The organism is Pseudomonas sp. SH10-3B (genome assembly GCF_019891415.1).
Lineage (GTDB): Bacteria > Pseudomonadota > Gammaproteobacteria > Pseudomonadales > Pseudomonadaceae > Aquipseudomonas.
In genome coordinates this window covers 13,134-32,751 of the sequence record NZ_JAFLXD010000049.1, presented here as the reverse complement: position 1 = coordinate 32,751, position 19,618 = coordinate 13,134, and the positions used below count along the sequence as shown (strand labels likewise).

The following is a 19,618-nucleotide window of genomic DNA, read 5'->3' as shown; positions in this document are numbered from 1 at the left end:
CGATGAATATCCCGATCCCTGCAGAAACCCCGGACCCGAATATCGACAACCCGACCCTGCCGCCCACCGAGCCGCCACCGATTCCCGAGAAGGAACCGCCGGAAAATGAGCCGCCACCGGTGGAAGAACCGCCGACGACCATGCCGCCGGTGATCGTTAGTCCTTCTCGAACCGCTTGACGATTTTTGGCATCACACTGAACACCGCCAATGCAAGCAAGGTACTCAGCACCGCTGTCGATTCCCGACCCAACCCGGCCGAGACCCCAATCGCAGCGGTCATCCACAAACCCGCCGCGGTGGTCAGGCCTTTCACATGCCCTTCTTCATCATCCTTGCCTTTGATGATGGTACCGGCCCCCAGGAACCCAATCCCGGCAATCACGCCCTGCACCACGCGGCTCATGGCATCCGCCTGATTGCCGGACATCTGCGGCACCAGCACAAACAGCGCCGCGCCCAAGGCCACCAGCATGTGGGTGCGCACACCCGCCGCCTTGCCCTTGCTCTCGCGCTCAAAGCCAAGGATGCCGCCAAGGACCGCTGCGATCAGCAGGCGCACGGTGATTTGTGTCACTTGCTTCGCATCGCCGATATCGGCGAATTCGGCTTGCAGGGTTTGCCACACTTCGTGCCACCAGGCGTTCATGGATGCCGTCCGTTGTCTTTGTTGGTAAAGGATGGACAGCGGCGACCGCCAGTCAGTTGCCTTGAACCCACGCCGATTGCGCAGCCCTAACCCCTATAGCCCATGAAAAAGGAGATCGGCATGACCCTACGTATCGAAAACCAGCTGTGCTACTTCATGCTCGACGACAATGGCCAGGAACAGAGCGTGCCAGCCACCCGCGTCAATATCGTGACCGACACCGAAAAATCCATGTCGTATGTGGAATTGGCGGCCGAGCGGATCTACATCACCGAAGCCGAGGCGGACGCCCTGACGGTGGCAGGCGCCCACGATGGACGACAGCACGTAAAGGCTGACGAACCTGGTTCGCTGATTTAATTGATCTGTATCAGCTCTTGCTGGACAAGGCTGTACCCCTTTAACCGTGGGGTGCAGCACATTGCCGCAGGGACGCACAGAAAACCCATCTGATCCGCTTTTTATCGACCCATCTGAGTCTGTTATGCAAACAGACTGGCGCTCATAGTTGATTGGCCTGATGGAGGCTGATGAGCGAACGACCATGAGCGAACGAATCCCAACCGTGGAAACCTTTGAGCCCATACACCCAAAGAAGGTGAAGGCCAAATCCAGCGACAACCTGATCCATACCCGTAGCTTCACCGGCCTGTTCCGCACCTTGCGCGTGGCCGGCGCTGGCTTTCTGTTCCTGGCATTTTTCGGCACGGTGTGGCTGAACTGGGGTGGGCGGCAAGCGGTGCTGTGGGACTTGGCCGAAAGCAAATTCCATATTTTCGGCGCGACCTTCTGGCCCCAGGATTTCATCCTGTTGTCGGCGCTGCTGATCATCTGCGCCTTCGGCCTGTTTGCGATCACCGTGTTCGCCGGTCGCGTGTGGTGTGGCTACACCTGCCCGCAAAGCTCGTTTACCTGGCTGTTCATGTGGTGTGAAAAAATCACCGAGGGCGAGCGCAACCAACGCATCAAGCTGCACGCCGCCCCTTGGAGCCTGGACAAACTCGCGCGGCGCTCGGCCAAACACACCTTGTGGCTGGGCATCAGCGTGCTGACGGGACTGACGTTTGTTGGCTACTTCACGCCGATTCGTCCGTTGGCCGCCGAATTGCTGACCTGGCAAATGGGTGGCGTGAGCCTGTTCTGGGTGCTGTTTTTCACCGGCGCCACCTACATCAACGCCGGTTGGCTGCGCGAAGCGGTGTGCATGCACATGTGTCCGTATGCGCGATTCCAGAGCGTGATGTTCGATAAAGACACGCTGACTATCTCCTACGATACCGCTCGGGGCGAGCATCGCGGCCCGCGTAAACGCGAGGTCAAACCGGCGGATGTCGGCCTCGGCGACTGCATTGACTGTCAACTGTGCGTGCAGGTCTGCCCCACCGGCATCGATATCCGCGACGGCCTGCAGATGGAATGCATCGGCTGTGCGGCGTGCATCGACGCCTGTGATTCGATCATGGACAAGATGGGCTATGCGCGGGGCCTGGTGAGCTATACCTCCGAGCATCAATTGCAAGGCGGCAAGACCCATCTGCTCAGGCCACGCCTGATCGGCTACAGTGCGGTGCTGCTGGTGATGATTGCCGCGCTGGTGGTGGCGCTGGTGCAGCGGCCAATGGTGTCGCTCGACGTGACCAAGGACCGTGGCATGTTCCGCGAGAACGCCCAGGGCCAGATCGAAAATATCTACAGTCTCAAGGTCATCAACAAGACCCAGCAGCGCCAGGAGTACCGCCTGGAACTGCTGGACGCCAAAGGCTTCCAGTTGCAGGGCAAGACCGAGATCAGCCTGGCGCCGGGGGAAATCGTCGATATGCCGGTGTCGGTGGCACTGCTGGCAGATACCCCGGCGAGCAGTTCGCAGACCCTGCGGTTCAAGGTGACGGACGTTGATCAACCGTGGATCTCTACCGCAGCCGACAGCCGCTTCGTGGCGCCGTTAAACCGCTGATACCGGGGTATCAAAAATGATGAAGATCAAATGTGGGGGTGGGCCAGCCCCTCCCACATTGGGATCTCCACTCATATAAAACATTTGTTCAAGGCCAAAATGAAACGCTACGAAAAATTCGCCGACGACATCGCAGAACTGATCCGCTCTGGCGTACTCGGCCCCGGCCAGCGTGTGCCGTCGGTGCGCTACGCCAGCCAGACGTATGGCGTCAGCCCGTCCACGGTGTTCCAGGCCTACTACCTGCTGGAACGCCGTGGCCTGATCCGCGCACGGCCGCGCTCCGGCTACTTCGTCAACACCCATGCACCCAGCCCGTTCTCCGAGCCGGTGGTGAGCGAGCAGGTGCATGAGTCCACCGAAGTCGATGTCAGCGAGTTGGTGTTCTCGGTACTCGATTCGATCAAAGACCCCAATACCGTGCCCTTCGGCTCGGCGTTCCCCAGCCCCATGCTGTTTCCGCTGCCACGCCTGGCCCGCTCCCTGGCCAGTGCCAGCCGCGAGATGGACCCGCGCCTGGTGGTCACCGACATGTCGCCGGGCAACCCACAACTGCGCCGACAAATAGCCCTGCGCTATATGGTCGGCGGCCTGATGCTGCCCATGGAAGAGTTGCTGATCACCAACGGCGCCCTGGAAGCGTTGAACCTGTGCCTGCAAGCCGTTACCGAGCCGGGCGACCTGGTCGCCATCGAGGCCCCGGCGTTCTACGCCTGCCTGCAAGTGCTGGAACGCCTTAAGCTCAAGGCGGTGGAAATCCCCGTGCACCCACGCGATGGCATCGACTTGGCCGCCCTGGGGCAAACCCTGGAGCGCTACCCGATCAAGGCCTGCTGGACCATGACCAGCTTCCAGAACCCCATGGGCGCCACGCTGCCGGAAGCCAAGAAGCAGGCGCTGGTCGAGCTGTTGCGCAGCCATCAGGTGCCGTTGATCGAGGACGATGTGTACGCCGAATTGTATTACGGGCAACAGGCACCGAAGCCGGCCAAGGCCTTCGACACCGAAGGCTTGGTGATGCACTGCGGCTCCTTCGCCAAGAGTCTGGCGCCTGGGTATCGCGTCGGCTGGGTGGCTGCCGGGCGCTATGCGCAGAAAGTCGAACGCTTGAAGCTGATGACCTCACTGTGCCCCTCAATGCCGGCCCAGGCAGCAATTGCCGATTATCTGCAACATGGCGGCTATGACCGGCACCTGCGTAAATTGCGCTACGCCCTGGAGGAGCAACAAAGTGCCATGCTCGCCGCCATCGCCCGCTATTTCCCGGCACAGACGCGCGTCAGCCAGCCGGCCGGCGGGTATTTCCTGTGGTTGGAATTGCCGGAGCAAACCGATTCGTTGAAGTTGTTCCAGATGGCCCTGGCGCAAGGCATCAGCATTGCGCCGGGGCCGATCTTCTCGGCGACCCAGCGATTTCGCAACTGTATTCGCCTGAACTACGGCAGCCCGTGGACCGAGGCCTCGGAAAAGGCGATGGAGACGTTGGGGCGGATTGTGCGGTCGTTCTGAGTGATGGTGGTGAGCGTTCTGACGCCATCGGGGGCAAGCCCCCTCCCACATGTTGAGCGGTGAATACGCTTAAGTGTGGGAGGGGGCTTGCTCCCGATGGTGCCGGTGCAGGCACTGCATAAGCTAGCGACCGCCACCTAAATCGACAAACGTCCCCGTGGCATACGAAGCCTTGTCTGACAGCAACCAGATAATCGCTTCCGCCACTTCATCCGGCCGCCCCCCACGCGCCATGGGAATCCCGGACTCCAGCTTGCTGACCCGGTCCGGGTCGCCGCTGAGGGCGTGGAAGTCGGTGAAGATGTAGCCAGGGCGCACCGCGTTGACGCGAATGCCCTCGCCCGCCACTTCTTTAGACAGGCCGATGGTGAAGGTATCGAGCGCGCCCTTAGAGGCCGCATAGTCGACGTATTCACCCGGCGAGCCGAGGCGCGAGGCGACCGAAGACACGTTGACGATACTGCCGCCCTGCCCGCCGTGCTTGGGCGACATGCGCAGCACCGCTTGCTTGGCGCACAGGATCGGACCGAGCACGTTGGTTTTCATGATGTTCAGGATGCGGAATTCAGACATCTCATCGACCCGCGCCTTGTGCGCCACAGTGCCGGCGTTGTTGACCAGCGCGGTCACGCGGCCCAACTCGACGTCGACACGATGAAACAGCGCGATCACTTCATCTTCGATACTGACATCAGCCCGCACGACAATCGCCTGGGCACCGAGGGCGCGCACCTGTTCCAGCACGCTATGGGCGGCTTTTTCGTCTGAGTGGTAGTTGATGCAGATACGATAACCTTCGCGCGCCGCCAGCAATGCTGTTTCGGCGCCAATACCGCGACTCCCCCCGGTGATGATGACAACTTTGTCCATGCGTGCGGTCTCCTGATCCAAGCCGGTGTAAGGGTTGGATCCGATACTAACCGTCATGCACGGCTTTTGTCAGGCATTGCTGCGTCTTCGGCGCGCTGGATATCGGCCATGAAGCTGTCTGCCGGCAGCGGATGGCCAAGCAGATAGCCTTGCAGGGAGTTGCAGCCCAGCCGTGTGAGGAAGCTCTGTTGCACATCGGTCTCCACCCCTTCAGCGACAATCCGCAGCCCCAGCGCCTGGCCGAGCGCGACGATGGCCGAAACGATGGCCGCGTCGTCGCTGTCGTGCTCCAGGTCCCGCACAAAACCACGGTCGATCTTCAGCTCGTTGGCCGGCAGACGCTTGAGGTACATCAGGCTGGAATAGCCGGTGCCGAAATCGTCGATGGACAGGTCCACCCCCATGTCCGACAGCTGCTGCAACACCGTCATGCTCGCATCGGCATCGCTCATGGCGGTGGTCTCGGTGATCTCCAGGGTCAGGCTGTTGGCCGGTAATCGGTGCCGGGCAAGTGCGCCGGCCACGCTGTTGACCAGCCCGGCGTGGCAGAACTGCAACGCCGACAAGTTCACCGCGATGCGCCAGTGCTCATAACCCTGGGCGTACCACACGCTCATTTGGCGGCAGGCTTCATTGAGCACCCATTCGCCGATGGGGATGATCAAGCCGGTTTTTTCCGCCAGTTCGATAAAGGTCGCCGGCAACAACAAGCCTTGTTGCGGATGCTCCCAGCGCACCAGCGCTTCGGCCCCTACCGGGATGCCACTGATTGCATCAAACTTGGGCTGGTAATACAGACGAAATTGCTCTTGCTCAAGGGCATTGCGCAGGTCTTGCAGCAACTGCAATTGCTTGCGCGCATTGGTGTTCATCGACACATCAAAGAAGCTGTAGCCGTTCTTGCCCATGCCTTTGGCGTGGTACATCGCGGCGTCGGCGTTCATCAACAGTTCCTGGGGGTTGTTACCGTTGCCCGGGAACATCGCGATGCCGAGGCTGGCGGAAATTTTCAACTCATGCTCGGCCACCTGAAACGCCCGGTTGATCAACATCACCTGGCGTTCGGCGAGGCCAAGGGCATCGTCGGGCTGCGTCAACTGCACCAGCAAGACAAACTCGTCACCGCCGATACGCGCCAGGGTGTCATGGCTGCGCAGGTCTTCGCGCAGGCGCAGGCCGACTTCGCGCAACAACTGGTCGCCCATGTGATGACCAAAGGCATCGTTGACCGGCTTGAAGCCGTCCAGGTCGATAAACATCAAGGCGAAGCAACCACCCTGCTCTTTTACCGCTTCAATGGCCTGTTGAATGCGATCCGCCAACAACGTGCGGTTGGGCAGGCCTGTGAGCATGTCGTGCAGGGCCAGGTGAGTCAGTTCCTGGTTGGCCAGGGTCAGCGAGTCGGCGAGCACCGCGGTGCGTGCTTCCAGACGGGCATCGAGCAACGAAGTGAGCAATGCAATCGCCAGCACCGCCAGGGTGGTGACCAATACCAGGTTATCCAGGCCATTGCCGCTCAAACCGTCCAATGCCGCACCACAGAAGCTTTCATCGGCAAAACGGGCCGCCGCCATACCGGTGTAGTGCATGCCGACGATGGCAAACCCCATCACCACCGCCGCCCCCCCTCGGGCCAGGCGCACGAACGGGGTATTACGGCGCAGATTGAACGCGATCCACAGCGCGGCGCCGGAAGCGACCACTGCGATCAGTAAAGAAGCACCGAACAGCGTGGGGTCGTAGTCGATGCCCGGCGTCATGCGCATCGCGGCCATGCCGGTGTAGTGCATGCTGGCGATACCGCTGCCCATGACCAGCGCGCCAAACGCCAGTTGCCAGGCTGGCAGACGGGGTTGGTTGACCAGCCATAACGCGAAGCCGCTGGACAGCACCGCAATCAACAACGACAGAGCGGTGATACCCACGTCAAAGCCCAGCGCGAATGGCAAGCGCAACGCCAGCATGCCGATAAAGTGCATGGACCACACCCCCACACCCATCGCCATGGCCCCGCCGGCTATCCACAAATAGACAGCACGGCCCCTGGCCGTTGCAATGCGGCCGCTGAGGTCCAGCGCGGTGTAGGAAGCAAGGATCGCGACAAACAGGGAAATAACGACCAGCGAGGGTGAATAGCTACCGATGAGCATGGGACTTCTCGTGGGCAACGGACCTGAAACGCCCGTACCAAGTGGCAAAGCGGGCAATTGTAGCGAGAATAATTCTTGGACAGTTGATTAATTATCAGAGGGCCATTAGTGGCAATTTGACGTCAAACTCCCAACTAAAGACCGCCGGGCCGCCATTGACCGGCGGTCGGCATTGCGCCGTTAATCTTTGTCGGCAATCGGCGTCTGCCCATCCCAGCCACCGCCCAGTGCGGCAATCAGTTGCACGCTGGCCACCAACCGCGTTTGCAGCAAGGTCAACACGGTGCGCTCATTACTCAGCGCCGTGGCCTGGACTGTCACCACATCCAGGTAGGCAATCAGCCCGGCCTTGTACTGGTTCTGGGTCAACCGCAGCGATTCACGCGCGGCCTCAAGCGCTTCGTTGCTGACCACCGCCTCGTCTTCCAGCACCTTGAGCTGGACCATGTAGTTTTCCACTTCACGGAAGCCGTCGAGCACGGTCTGGCGGTACTTGGCCACGGTTTCGTCGTAGGACGCCACGGTGCGGTCGACTTCCGCCGAGCGCTGGCCGCCGTCGAACAGGGTCATGGCCAGTTTCGGTCCTACCGACCAGAAGCGGTTCGGCAGGCTGATCCAGTCGGCATAGGTGCTGCTGGAGTAGCCGCCGGCCAGGCTCAGCGTCAGGTCCGGATAATAGGCGGCCTTGGCCACGCCGATATTGGCGTTGGCGGCTATCACCGAGCGCTCGGCCGAGGCGATATCCGGGCGACGTTCGAGCAATTGCGACGGCAGGCCTACGGGAATCTGCGGCAGTGTCGGGATGTCATTGCTCACCGCCAGGTTGAAGTTGGCGGGCGCTTCGCCAATCAATACGGCGATGGCGTTTTCCAACTGGGCGCGCTGCCAGATCAAGTCGATCAGGCTGGCCTGGGTGGTCTTGAGCTGGGTTTGCGCCTGGGCCACCGCGTCCTTGCCGGAAACCCCGGCGCGGTACTGGTTTTCAGTCATTTGCAGGGAGCGCTGGTAGGTGTCCAGCGTGGCTTGCAGCAGGCGGGTCTGTTCATCCATCACCCGCAGTTGCAGGTAGCTTTGCACCAGTTCCGACTGTTGGCTCAGGCGCATCGCCGCCAAGTCTGCCGAGCTGGCTTCGGCGCTGGCCTCGTTGGCCTCCAGGCCACGGCGCAACTTGCCCCAGATATCGGCTTCCCAGCTCACGCCAAGCTGCGCATTGAGGGTGTCGCGGATGCCGCTGCTGGAACTGCTGAGGCTGGCGCTGCTGCTGCCGGTGCCCTGGCTGGCACGGGTTTTACCGGCGCTCAGGTCGACGGTGGGGTAAAACGCCCCGCGTGAGCTGCGCACCAGGGCCTGGGCCTGGCGAAAACGCGCTTCGGCCTGGGCCACGGTCTGGTTGGAATTGTTCAGGCGCAGTACCAGGTCATTGAGTTGGCGGTCGCCATACAACTCCCACCAGGCGCCACGGGCCAGGGAATCGCTAGGTGTGGCCTGGCGCCAGCCCTGGGCTTCCTTGAATTGCGCAGGCTCGGTGACTTCCGGGCGATGGTAGTCGGGGCCGACGGCGCAGGCGCTGAGCAATAACGCCAACCCCACGGTAGGAGCGAGCTTGCTCGCGAAGGTCGCTAACGATAACGCGCCGAGCCTGAATGAACGCGGGGCCTGCCGTTTTTTCGCGAGCAAGCTCGCTCCTACAGGGATGGGTGCCGTGTCGGAAGACCGCAGTGCATTGGCGTTAGTTGAATCGGTCATAGCGCAGTGTCCAGGGCAGCATCGGTACGCACGCCGCGCCAGGCGTTGAAGCGGTGGCGCGCGCGGTCGAGATAGAGGTAAACCACCGGGGTGGTGTAGAGGGTCAGGACCTGGCTGAAGATCAGCCCGCCAATGATGGTCAGGCCCAGGGGATGGCGCATTTCCGCGCCATCGCCGGTACCCAGCAGCAAGGGCAAGGCGCCGAGGATGGCCGCCAGGGTGGTCATCAGGATCGGCCGCAGACGCAACAGGCAGGCGCTGCGAATCGATTCCAGCGGCCCCATGCCGTCGTTACGTTCCAGCTGCAGGGCCAGGTCGATCATCAGGATCGCGTTCTTCTTCACCACGCCGATCAGCAGGAACAAGCCCAGCAAGGAAATCAGGCTGAATTCGCCCCCCGTCAGGTAGATGGCGAGCATGGCGCCGACGCCGGCCGACGGCAGGGTCGAGAGGATCGTCAACGGATGAATATAGCTCTCATACAGAATGCCCAGCACCAGGTACACCGCCACCAGCGCGCCGAGGATCATGAACGGCTGGCCCTTCTGGGTTGCGGCAAAGGCATCGGCGGTGCCGGCCATCTTCGCGATCACATCTTCCGGCAGGCCGACCTTGGCAATCGCCCGCTCGATAGCGGCCGTGCCCTGCTCCACCGTAACCCCGGGGGCCATGTCGAAGGCGATGTTTTCCGAGGCGAACTGGCCTTCATGGCTGACGCGATCATCCGCCAGGCTGTTTTCGTAATGGGCAATGGTCGACAACGGCACCCGTGCGCCGGTAGAGGTGATCACCTGCATCTGGTTGAGGGTGATCGGGTCCTGGGCGTATTTGGGGTTGACCTCCATCACCACCTGGTACTGGTTGAGGCTGTCGTAGATGGTGGAGATCTGCCGCTGGCTGTAGGCGTTATTGAGTACGGCGGTGACCATGTCCATATCGATGCCCAGGCGCTTGGCCTGGTCGCGGTCGACAATCAGCGTGACCTGGGCCGCGCCGCGCCCTTCACGGGCGTCGATGGCGGTCAGTTCCGGCAGCTCGCGCAGCGCAGCCACGACTTTCGGGTACCACAGGCGCAGCGCGGCGAGGTCGCCACTTTGCAGGATGTAGGAATACTGCGCGCTGGTCTGGTCACGGCTGCCGCCAAATTGCAGGTCCTGGTCGGCCATCAGGAACAGGCGCCCGCCCGGCACCAGCGGTACATCCTTGCGCAGGCGCTCGATCACCGCCTGGGCGGACACCTTGCGTTCGCTGATGGGCTTGAGGCGGACCAGCATCACGGCGTTGTTGGTGCCGTTGTTGCCGCCGATAAAGCCGGCCACGCTGAGCACCGCCGGGTCGTTGAGCACCGCCTTGCGGAAGGTTTCCATCTTCGGCTGCATCACGCTGAACGACAGGCCGTCATCGCCGCGCACAAAACCGATCAATTGGCCGGTGTCCTGTTGCGGCATAAAGGTTTTGGGGACTACCACGTACAGCGCCACGTTCACGCCAATGGTCAGCAACAGGCTGAGCAAGGTCAGGCGGCGGTGGCGCAGCACCCAGTCCAGGCTGGTGGCATAGCCGGCGACCATGCGGTCGTTGATCTTCTGGCTCCAGCGCTGCAGGCCGGTCATCTGCCCTTTCACATGGGGCTTGAGCCAACGGGCGCAGAGCATCGGCGTCAACGTCAGCGACACGATCAGCGACACGATGATGGCCGCCGACAAGGTGATGGAAAACTCGCGGAACAGGTTGGTGACGATCCCGCCCATGAACAGGATCGAAAGGAATACCGCCACCAACGACACGTTCATCGACAGCAAGGTAAAGCCGACTTCCTCGGCCCCCAGGTACGCCGCTTTCATCGGCGGCACGCCGGCGTCGATATGCCGGGAAATGTTCTCCAGCACCACAATGGCATCGTCCACCACCAGGCCGGTGGCCAGGATCAACGCCATCAGCGAGAAGTTGTTCAGCGAGAAACCGTACAGGTACATGATCGCGAACGTGCCCACCAACGACACCGGCACCGCCAGGGTTGGAATCAGCGAAGCGCGGAAGTTGCCGAGGAACAGGTACACCACCAGGATCACCAGCCCCACGGCAATCAGCAAGGTCATCTCGGCTTCATGCAAGGTGGCGGTGATCACCGGCGAACGGTCCATCGCCAGGCTGAGCTTGACGCTGGACGGCAGCACCGCCTGCAAGGCCGGCAGCTGTGCCTTGATCTGCCTGACGGTCTCGATGATGTTGGCGCCAGACTGGCGGTTGATCACCAGCAGCACCGCCGAATCGTTGTTGAAGAAGCCACTGTTGTAGCGGTCTTCGACGCCGTCGCTGATCTTTGCCACGTCTTTCAGGCGCAGGGCGGCGCCGTCCTGGTAGCGGATCAGCAGCGGCTCGTAGTCCTTGGCCTTTTCCAGCTGGTCGTTGGCCTGGATCTGCCAGTTGCGCTCGCTGTCTTCCAGGGAGCCTTTAGGCCGGCGCTGGTTGGCATTGGCGATGGTGTTGCGCACGTCGTCCAGGGCCACGCCGTACTGGTCGAGGGCCTTGGGCTCGAGTTCGATACGCACCGCAGGCAGGGAGCTGCCGCCGATCTGCACCTCGCCCACCCCCGGCACCTGGGACAGGCTTTGCGAGAGGATGGTCGAGGCCAGGTCGTACAACTGGCCCTTCTGCAACACGTCCGAGGTCAGCGACAGCACCATGATCGGTGCCTGGGACGGGTTGATCTTCTTGTAGGTGGGCATGCTGCGCATGCCGCTGGGCAGCAGGTTGCGCGAAGCATTGATCGCGGCCTGCACTTCCCGCGCGGCGCCGTTGATGTCCCGGTCGGAGTCGAACGCCAGGATCACCCGGGTGGAGCCCTGGCTTGAATTGCTGCTCATGGTGGTGATGCCGGCAATCGTGCCGAAGGAACGCTCCAGCGGCGTGGCCACTGTGGATGCCATCACCTCGGGACTGGCGCCCGGCAGGCTGGCCGAGACCACGATCACCGGGAAATCGATCTGTGGCAGCGGCGACACCGGCAGCAGGTTGAAGCTGACACCGCCCAGCAACATGATCGCCAGGCTCAGCAGCAGGGTGGCGACCGGCCGACGGATGAAAGGTCCGGACAGGTTCATGACTCAACCGGCTCCAGGCTTTGCGGCTCTTTGCGCCAGCGGCGGCCGAGGCGATCGAAGTACAGGTAGATCACCGGCGTGGTGAACAAGGTCAACACCTGGCTCACCAGCAAGCCGCCGACCATCACCAGGCCCAGGGGCTGGCGCAATTCCGCGCCGGAGCCGGTGGCGAGCATCAACGGCACCGCACCGAACAGCGCGGCCAGGGTGGTCATCAGGATCGGCCGGAAGCGCAGCAGCGCCGCCTGGTAGATCGCGGTCTGCGGGTCCAGGCCCTGATTGCGTTCGGCGTCGAGGGCGAAGTCGATCATCATGATCGCGTTCTTTTTCACGATGCCGATCAGCAGGATGATGCCGATGATCGCGATCATGCCCAGGTCATTGCCACTGAGCAGCAAGGCCAGCAAGGCCCCTACCGCTGCCGACGGCAAGGTCGAGAGAATGGTGATCGGGTGGATATAGCTCTCATAGAGCACACCCAGCACGATGTACATGGTGACCACTGCCGCCAGGATCAGCAGCAAGGTGCTCGACAGCGACGCTTCGAACGCCTGGGCCGCGCCCTGGAACTGGGTCTGCACGCCCACCGGCATGCCGATGTCCTTCTGCGCCTGGTTGATCAGTTCCACGCCTTTGCCCAGCGCAACGCCAGGGGCCAGGTTGAACGACATCATCACCGCCGGGAACTGGCCGATATGCGCAATCGCCAACTGCGCCTGGCGCTGCTCCACATGGGCCAGGCTGGACAAGCGCACCTGCCCGCCGTCCGTGGTTTTCACATGGATCTGGTTCAGCGCCGCCGGGCCCAGAGTTTCTCCCGATTGGGCCTGCAAGACCACGCGGTACTGGCTGGCCTGGGTATAGATGGTGGAAATCTGCCGCTGGCCGAACGCGTCATACAGGGCATCGGTGATGGTTGACACACTGACGCCCAGGCGCGAGGCCGCGTCGCGGTCGATCACCAGGTACACCTGCAGGCCTTTGTCCTGCAGGTCGCTGGCGACGTCTGTGAGCTCCGGCATCTGGCTCAGTGTGTGCACCAGCTTGCCGCTCCACAGGGCCAACAGGTCGGCGTCCGGCGAGGACATACTGAATTGATACTGGGTGCGGCTGACACGGTCTTCGATGGTCAGGTCCTGCACCGGCTGCATGAACAGGCGGATGCCCACCAGCTTGTCGATTTGCGGTTGCAGGCGGGTGATCACCTGGGCCGCGCTCAAGTCGCGCTGACCGTGGGGCTTGAGGTTGATCAGCAAACGGCCGCTGTTGAGGGTGGCGTTATCGCCATCCACACCGATATAGGACGACAGGCTTTGCACCGCCGGGTCGGTGAGGATGATCTTCGCCAATTCCTGCTGGCGCTGGCTCATGGCGGCAAAGGAAATCGACTGCGGCGCCTCGGAGATCCCCTGGATCACCCCGGTGTCCTGCACCGGGAAGAAGCCCTTGGGCACCACCAGGTACAGCACCACGGTCAGGCCCAGGGTCGCGATGGCCACCAGCAGGGTCAGTGGCTGATGCCTGAGCACCCATTGCAACTTACGCCCGTAGGCTTCGATCAGCCAGTCGATCCAGGCGCCGCTGGCCTTGTAGAAACGGCTCTGTTCTTCTTCCTTGGGTTCGCGCTTGAGCAAACGCGCGCACATCATCGGCGTGAGCGTCAGGGACACCACCAGGGAAATCAGGATCGCCACCGCCAGGGTGATGGCGAATTCGCGGAACAGCCGCCCCACCACGTCAGCCATGAACAGCAGCGGGATCAAGACGGCAATCAGCGACAGGGTCAGGGAAATCAGGGTAAAGCCGATCTGCTTGGCGCCCTTGAGCGCGGCGGCCAGCGGCGTCTCCCCTTCCTCGATATAGCGGGAGATGTTCTCCAGCATCACGATGGCATCGTCCACCACAAACCCGGTGGCGATGGTCAGGGCCATCAGCGTCAGGTTGTTGATGGAGAACCCGGCCAGGTACATGACGCCAAAGGTGCCCACCAACGACAGCGGCACGGCAATCGACGGAATGATCGTGGCGCTGACGCGCCGCAGGAACAGGAACGTCACCATCACCACCAGGGCGATGGCGATCAGCAATTCGTGCTGCACGTCGGTGACCGAGGCGCGGATGGTCTGGGTGCGGTCGGTCAGCACCGTGACATCGAGGCCGGCCGGCAGGTTGTCGGTGATGCTCGGCAGCAGCGCCTTGATGCGGTCGACCACCTCGATCACGTTGGCGCCCGGTTGGCGCTGGATATTCAACAGCACGGCCTGGTTTTCGTTGGCCCAGGCGGCAAGGCGTTCGTTTTCCGCGCCGTCGACGATCTGTGCCACGTCTTTAAGACGCAAAGGCGCGCCATTGTTGTAGGCCAGGATCAGCTCGGCGTATTGCTGGGGCGACACCAACTGGTCGTTGGCATCGAGCATCGACACCCGCGTGGGGCCATCGAAGTTGCCCTTGGGCTGGTTGACGTTGGACGCGGCGATCAGGGTGCGCACGTCGGACAGGTTCAAGCCGTTGGCCGCCAGGGCTTCGGGGTTGACCTTGATGCGCACGGCCTGACGCTGGCCACCGGCGATGCTGACCATGCCGACGCCGCTGATCTGGGCGATTTTCTGCGCCATGCGCGTGTCGACCAGGTCATTAAGCTTGGGCAGCAGCATGGTCTTGGAGGTGATGGCCAGGGTCAGCACCGGGGTATCCGCCGGGTTGACCTTGTTGTACACCGGCGGCGCCGGCAAATCCTTGGGCAGCAGGTTGGTGGCGGCGTTGATCGCGGCCTGCACCTGTTGCTCGGCGACATCCATATTGATGTCGAGGTTGAAACGCAGGGTCAGTACCGAAGCACCGCCGGAACTGGTGGACGCCATCTGGGTCAGGCCGGGCATCTGCCCGAACTGGCGTTCAAGCGGCGCGGTGACCGCGCTGGTCATCACATCGGGGCTGGCGCCTGGGTACAGGGTCATCACCCGGATCGTCGGGTAGTCCACCTGGGGCAAGGCCGATACCGGCAGCAAGCGATACGCGATGATGCCGGCCAGGACAATGGCCAGCATGCTCAGCGTGGTGGCGACCGGGCGAAGGATAAACAGCCGCGACAGGTTCATGAACCGACCTTTTGCGCCTTGCCGGCGTTGGCGCCGGTCTCCCCTTTAGCCGCAGGCTTGCCTTGCAGGTGTTCGGTGGGGGTGGTCGGCACTTCGCTGCTGTCGTTGACCACTTCGATCTCGCTGCCTTCCTTCAGGCGGTCGGTGCCTTCAAGCACTACGCGGTCGCCGGCCACCAGGCCTTCCTTGATCACGGTGTTCTCGCCATCGGTGTCACCCACCACCAGCGGCTGGACCTTGACCTTCTTGTCGCCATCGAGCTTGTAGACAAAGGTGCCGGTATTGCCGAACTGAATCGCCGCAGATGGCGCCAGCACCACGTTGTGCAGGGTATCGGCGAGTAAATGCACGTTGACGAATTGGTTGGGGAACAGGGCCTGGTCCTTGTTATCGAAACGTGCCTTGAATTTCAGGGTGCCGGTGGTGACGTCGATCTGGTTGTCCAGGCTTTGCAGCACACCGGTGGCCTGGCGCTTCACGTCGCCACGGTCCCAGGCTTCCACGGGCAGCTTGTTACCGGCGTGATAACGGGCGAGTACGGTTTCGAGGGTGTTTTCCGGCAGGGTGAAGGCCACGCTGATCGGTTGGGTCTGGGTGATCACCGCGAGGAAGGTGGTGTCGTTGGCGGCCACCAGGTTGCCCACGTCGACCTGGCGCAGGCCTACACGGCCACTGATCGGTGCGCGGATCTTGGTGAATTCGAGATTGAGCTTGGCGTCGTCCACCGCGCCCTGGTTGGTCTTGACCGTGCCCTGGTATTGCAGGACCAGCGCTTCGGCCGTGTCCAGGGTCTGCTTGGCGATACTGTCCTGGGCGTACAGGTCGCGATAACGCTGCACGTCGACCTGGGCGTTTTTCAACTGGGCCTGGTTCTGCATCAGCGTACCCTGGGCCTGGAGCAAGGCGTTCTGGTAGCTGCGCGGGTCGATCTCGGCCAGCAGGTCGCCGGCCTTGACCATCTGCCCCTCTTCAAAGGCGATCTTCACCAGCTCGCCGCCCACCCGGCTGCGCACATTGATGGTGTTGAGCGCAGTCACCGTGCCCAAGGCTTTGTAGTACACCGGGAACTCCCCCAGCACCGCCGGCGCCACACGTACCGGCACCGGGCCGGTGGAACCGCCGAAGCCCGGGCGCGCCATGCCGGTTTTACCGGTGTGCCCGGCCGGTGCGTCTTTGTGGGCGGCGCCGCTTGGCCAGAATTTCCAGCACAGACCGGCGATAACCAGCAGCACGAGCAGGCCGAACAGCCAGCGGCGGGAGTTGCGGGGGGAGGATTGCATGGAGTGATCAACCATTGGGCGCGAGAGCTTCTTCTTCGGGAGGCTGAAAGATAAGCACTGGAGCGCGTTAAGAAAAGCGCCTTTACCGGCTATTTACCTTGGGCTTACAACTTTTAACTTCTGCGGCCTAGTCCGTTGGCTATTTCGCTAAACGTCTGAGCCGAAAAAGAAAACGGCCTGGACTAGGCCAGGCCGCAATCATGTAGCAAACGCGTTACTGCAAAACGACAGTAATGCGCCTAAACAGTTACTTCAAAACAGCCAGTGCGGCTTCGTAGTTCGGCTCTTGGCCGATTTCCGAAACCAGTTCGCTGTGCAACACAGTGTCGTTTTCGTCCAGTACCACGACAGCGCGTGCGGTCAGGCTGCGCAGCGGGCCGTCAACGATGTCCACGCCGTAGTCCTGAGAGAACGCGGCGCTGCGGAAGTCCGACAGGCTCTTCACGTTTTCCAGGCCTTCAGAACCGCAGAAACGCGCCTGGGCAAACGGCAGGTCCGAAGAAATGCACAGCACCACAGTGTTGTTCAGCTCGTTGGCCTGGGCGTTGAACTTGCGTACCGAAGTCGCGCAGGTCGGGGTGTCAACGCTTGGGAAGATGTTCAGTACTTTGCGCTTGCCGGCGAAGGTGGCCAGGGTCGCGTCCGACAGATCGCCGGCGGTCAGGGTGAAGTCTGCAGCTTTGGAGCCGACTTGCGGCAATTCGCCTTCAACCTGGACAGGGTTACCACGAAGGGTGACTTGAGCCATGAATAGAATCCTTATGCTGGGTTTTGGTTAAACGAATTCGAGAGGCCGAAGTTAACCACAAAGTACCGTGGCTACCTACCGCCAGACACAAATTGTCATGCCACCCGGTTGTGGTTTAATTGCGCGCTTTGCGCCTGCCCCTCAAGGAAACCGTTGCCGATGAATCAGCCCGCCACCAAAGTCCTGGTCATTGGTTACGTCTGGCCGGAGCCCCGTTCCTCGGCCGCGGGCGGGCACATGATGCAGATTTTGGAAGCATTCCTTACACAAGGTTGGGAAATAACCTTCAGCAGCCCCGCAACCCTCGGCGAGCACAAAGCCGACTTGCTTGCACTGGGCATCGCCGAATGTGCGATTGAGCTCAATAACAGCAGCTTTGACGATTTTATCCGCGAATTGGCCCCCGATATCGTGTTGTTCGACCGTTTCATGATGGAAGAACAGTTTGGCTGGCGCGTGGAGAAATGCTGCCCCGACGCCCTGCGCGTGCTGGAAACCTCCGACCTGCAGAGCCTGCGCGACGCCCGTCACCAGCGCCTCAAGGAGCATCTCAAGGCCCATCCGGACAGCGATGACTTCACCGCACTGTTCGCCCCGGCCCTGGAGGAAGAATTCCAACTGATGGCCGACACTGACTTGGCCAAGCGCGAAATCGCCGCGATTTACCGCTGCGACATCAGTTTGATGATCTCCGAGGTGGAAATCCGCCTGCTCACCGAACAGTTCAAGGTGCCTGCCGCCCTGCTCCACGGGTGCCCGTTGATGATGACGCCGCCAACCGAGGCCTTTGCCCCGTTTGAAGAGCGTGCGCACTTCCTCAGCATCGGCAACTTCCGCCATGCGCCGAACTGGGACGCCGTGCTGTGGATGAAGAACAGCCTCTGGCCGTTGATTCGCCAGCAATTGCCGGGCGCCCAACTGCATATCTATGGCGCCTACACCCCACCCAAGGCCACCGCCCTGCACAACCCGGCGCAGGGTTTTCATGTGATGAACTGGGCTGAGGATGCCCTGCAAGTGATGAGCGCTGCGCGTATCTGCCTGGCGCCCTTGCGCTTTGGCGCCGGCATCAAGGGCAAGCTGGCCGATGCGATGCTCTGCGGCACTCCTAATATCACCACGCCGGTGGGCGCCGAGGCCATGGGCGATGAACAGCCATGGCCCGGCGTGATCGCACAGAGCGCCGCCGCCCTGGCCGCCGCCGCCGTGAGCTTGTACCAGGACCGCGAGCGTTGGACCCAAGCCCAGAAGCACGGCCGCCAGCTCCTGGCGCGCCGTTATGACCAAGGCATCCATGGGCCTGCGCTGGTAGCGTGCCTGGAACGCTGTCGCAGCCAGCTCGCCGCCCACCGCCGTGACAACTTCACCGGCAGCATGCTGCGCCACCATGCGCATAAAAGTACGCAATACATGTCCCAATGGATCGAGGCAAAAAACCGTACTGTGTAAACCGTGGTGCTGGCGAGGTCGTGCGCGAGGGGGCATTATCCCCAGCAGCACCCACAATAAAGCGACGGCAGCATGACCCGAGCAACGCGTATCACCGACCCTTCCTACGAGCTGATGGACGATCACAACGGTCTGTCCATCATCTATCGCCAGCATGGTTTCCCCTGCCCGCTGGTGCGCTGGCATTTCCACAAGGAATACGAGCTGCACCTTATCGTCGCCAGTTCCGGCAAGGTGTTCATTGGCGATTACATCGGCAATTTCTACCCGGAAAGCCTGTTCCTCACCGGCCCCAACCTGCCCCACAACTGGATCAGCCAGGTCGAGGAAGACGAGGTGGTGCCCAAGCGCGACATGCTGGTGAACTTTACCGATGAGCTGTTCGAGCAGGGCAGCCACATTTTCACCGAACTGAAGATGCTTGCACCGTTACTGGAGCGCGCGCAGTACGGCATCGAGTTTCGCTGCAAGAAAACCATCGCCCAGGCGATGACCCTGATGCAACGCATCGAGGACGCCCGGGGCATTGCGCGCCTGGGGCACTTTTTCATCCTGCTGGAAGTATTGAGCGCGTGTGAGGACTACCAACTGCTCTCCGGCGTGACCACGCCGCAACTGGCCGATGAACACAGCATCGATCGCACCAACCGCGCGGTGGATTACATCTTCGCCCACTACGCGCGGGAGTTGCCCCTGGAAGAAGTGGCCGAATACCTGGGGATGAAGCCGACGTATTTTTCCCGGGTGTTCAAGCAGGCCACCGGCCGCACATTTATCGAATTCGTCAATCGCCTGCGCATCAGCAAGTCATGCGAGCTGCTGGCCGATGGCGATAAGGCCGTGACGGATGTGTGCTTCGAGTCAGGCTTCAATAACATTTCCAACTTCAATCGACGCTTTCAGCAGCTCAAGGGCATGACGCCTTCCCACTACCGGCGCCTGGCGGTGCAGCGGCTGACCGAACAGAACCTGGCCTGACACGGCATTCAAACAGGTGCTTACAAAGTGTGTCGCCCCCCCCGCACGCCAACAGGAACGTAGAACAAGCCCTAGGCCACTTAG

At 61.7% G+C, this 19,618-nt stretch carries 14 protein-coding genes; 6 read left to right on the top strand and 8 right to left on the bottom strand.

All coding sequences use genetic code 11. The features are described 5' to 3' along the window. Positions 1 to 2 precede the first annotated feature (2 nt). Positions 3 to 179, top strand: a complete 177-nt coding sequence (locus J1G35_RS26120) for a hypothetical protein (protein ID WP_223016408.1) — start codon at positions 3 to 5, stop codon at positions 177 to 179. Here J1G35_RS26120 and J1G35_RS26115 read toward each other — a convergent pair. Further along, positions 157 to 648 carry an MgtC/SapB family protein gene (locus J1G35_RS26115; RefSeq protein WP_223016407.1) on the bottom strand — a complete coding sequence of 164 codons (492 nt, stop codon included), beginning with the start codon at positions 646 to 648 and terminating at the stop codon, positions 157 to 159. The genes J1G35_RS26120 and J1G35_RS26115 overlap by 23 nt on opposite strands. A gap of 120 nt (positions 649 to 768) precedes the next feature. On the opposite strand from J1G35_RS26115, the gene J1G35_RS26110 reads away from it, so the two are divergent. The 3 genes from J1G35_RS26110 (at position 769) to mapR (ending at position 4,111) form a co-directional block, all read left to right on the top strand. Continuing rightward, positions 769 to 1,008: a DUF3203 family protein gene (locus J1G35_RS26110; RefSeq protein ID WP_053135264.1), complete on the top strand. Its 240-nt coding sequence runs from the start codon at positions 769 to 771 to the stop codon at positions 1,006 to 1,008. 184 nt (positions 1,009 to 1,192) lie between these two features. Then, positions 1,193 to 2,602: a cytochrome c oxidase accessory protein CcoG gene (gene ccoG / locus J1G35_RS26105; RefSeq protein ID WP_223016406.1), complete on the top strand. Its 1,410-nt coding sequence runs from the start codon at positions 1,193 to 1,195 to the stop codon at positions 2,600 to 2,602. A gap of 99 nt (positions 2,603 to 2,701) precedes the next feature. After that, positions 2,702 to 4,111, top strand: coding sequence for a GntR family transcriptional regulator MpaR (mapR, locus tag J1G35_RS26100; RefSeq protein WP_053135258.1), 1,410 nt, complete (start codon positions 2,702 to 2,704; stop codon positions 4,109 to 4,111). A gap of 123 nt (positions 4,112 to 4,234) precedes the next feature. Here mapR and J1G35_RS26095 read toward each other — a convergent pair whose 3' ends face one another. The 7 genes from J1G35_RS26095 to tpx form a co-directional block, all read right to left on the bottom strand. Continuing rightward, positions 4,235 to 4,981 (bottom strand): SDR family oxidoreductase, encoded by a 747-nt coding sequence (locus tag J1G35_RS26095; RefSeq protein WP_053135255.1) that lies wholly within the window; start codon positions 4,979 to 4,981, stop codon positions 4,235 to 4,237. Between the two features lie 53 nt (positions 4,982 to 5,034). Further along, complete coding sequence (locus J1G35_RS26090) at positions 5,035 to 7,131, bottom strand: EAL domain-containing protein (protein WP_053135253.1); 2,097 nt, start codon at positions 7,129 to 7,131, stop codon at positions 5,035 to 5,037. Positions 7,132 to 7,311: 180 nt separating this feature from the next. Then, entirely contained in the window at positions 7,312 to 8,877 is a 1,566-nt protein-coding gene (locus J1G35_RS26085; protein ID WP_223016405.1) for an efflux transporter outer membrane subunit, read from the bottom strand. Next, positions 8,874 to 11,981, bottom strand: coding sequence for an efflux RND transporter permease subunit (locus tag J1G35_RS26080; RefSeq protein ID WP_223016404.1), 3,108 nt, complete (start codon positions 11,979 to 11,981; stop codon positions 8,874 to 8,876). Before J1G35_RS26080 ends, J1G35_RS26085 begins: the two co-directional genes overlap by 4 nt. Next, entirely contained in the window at positions 11,978 to 15,079 is a 3,102-nt protein-coding gene (locus J1G35_RS26075; RefSeq protein WP_053135238.1) for an MdtB/MuxB family multidrug efflux RND transporter permease subunit, read from the bottom strand. The genes J1G35_RS26080 and J1G35_RS26075 overlap by 4 nt, the downstream gene beginning before the upstream one ends. After that, a complete protein-coding gene (locus tag J1G35_RS26070) occupies positions 15,076 to 16,374 on the bottom strand; it encodes an MdtA/MuxA family multidrug efflux RND transporter periplasmic adaptor subunit (RefSeq protein WP_053135235.1) in 1,299 nt (432 codons plus the stop codon). The genes J1G35_RS26075 and J1G35_RS26070 overlap by 4 nt, the downstream gene beginning before the upstream one ends. 232 nt (positions 16,375 to 16,606) lie before the next feature. Then, complete coding sequence (gene tpx, locus J1G35_RS26065) at positions 16,607 to 17,107, bottom strand: thiol peroxidase (RefSeq protein ID WP_053135232.1); 501 nt, start codon at positions 17,105 to 17,107, stop codon at positions 16,607 to 16,609. A 159-nt stretch (positions 17,108 to 17,266) separates the two neighbouring features. Here tpx and J1G35_RS26060 point away from each other — a divergent pair, with 159 nt between their 5' ends. Together J1G35_RS26060 and J1G35_RS26055 are read left to right on the top strand one after the other, a co-directional pair. Further along, positions 17,267 to 18,556, top strand: coding sequence for a glycosyltransferase (locus tag J1G35_RS26060; protein ID WP_223016403.1), 1,290 nt, complete (start codon positions 17,267 to 17,269; stop codon positions 18,554 to 18,556). Positions 18,557 to 18,628: 72 nt separating this feature from the next. Then, on the top strand, positions 18,629 to 19,534 hold the full coding sequence (locus J1G35_RS26055) for an AraC family transcriptional regulator (protein WP_223016402.1): 906 nt from the start codon (positions 18,629 to 18,631) through the stop codon (positions 19,532 to 19,534). The last annotated feature ends 84 nt before the right edge of the window (positions 19,535 to 19,618 follow it).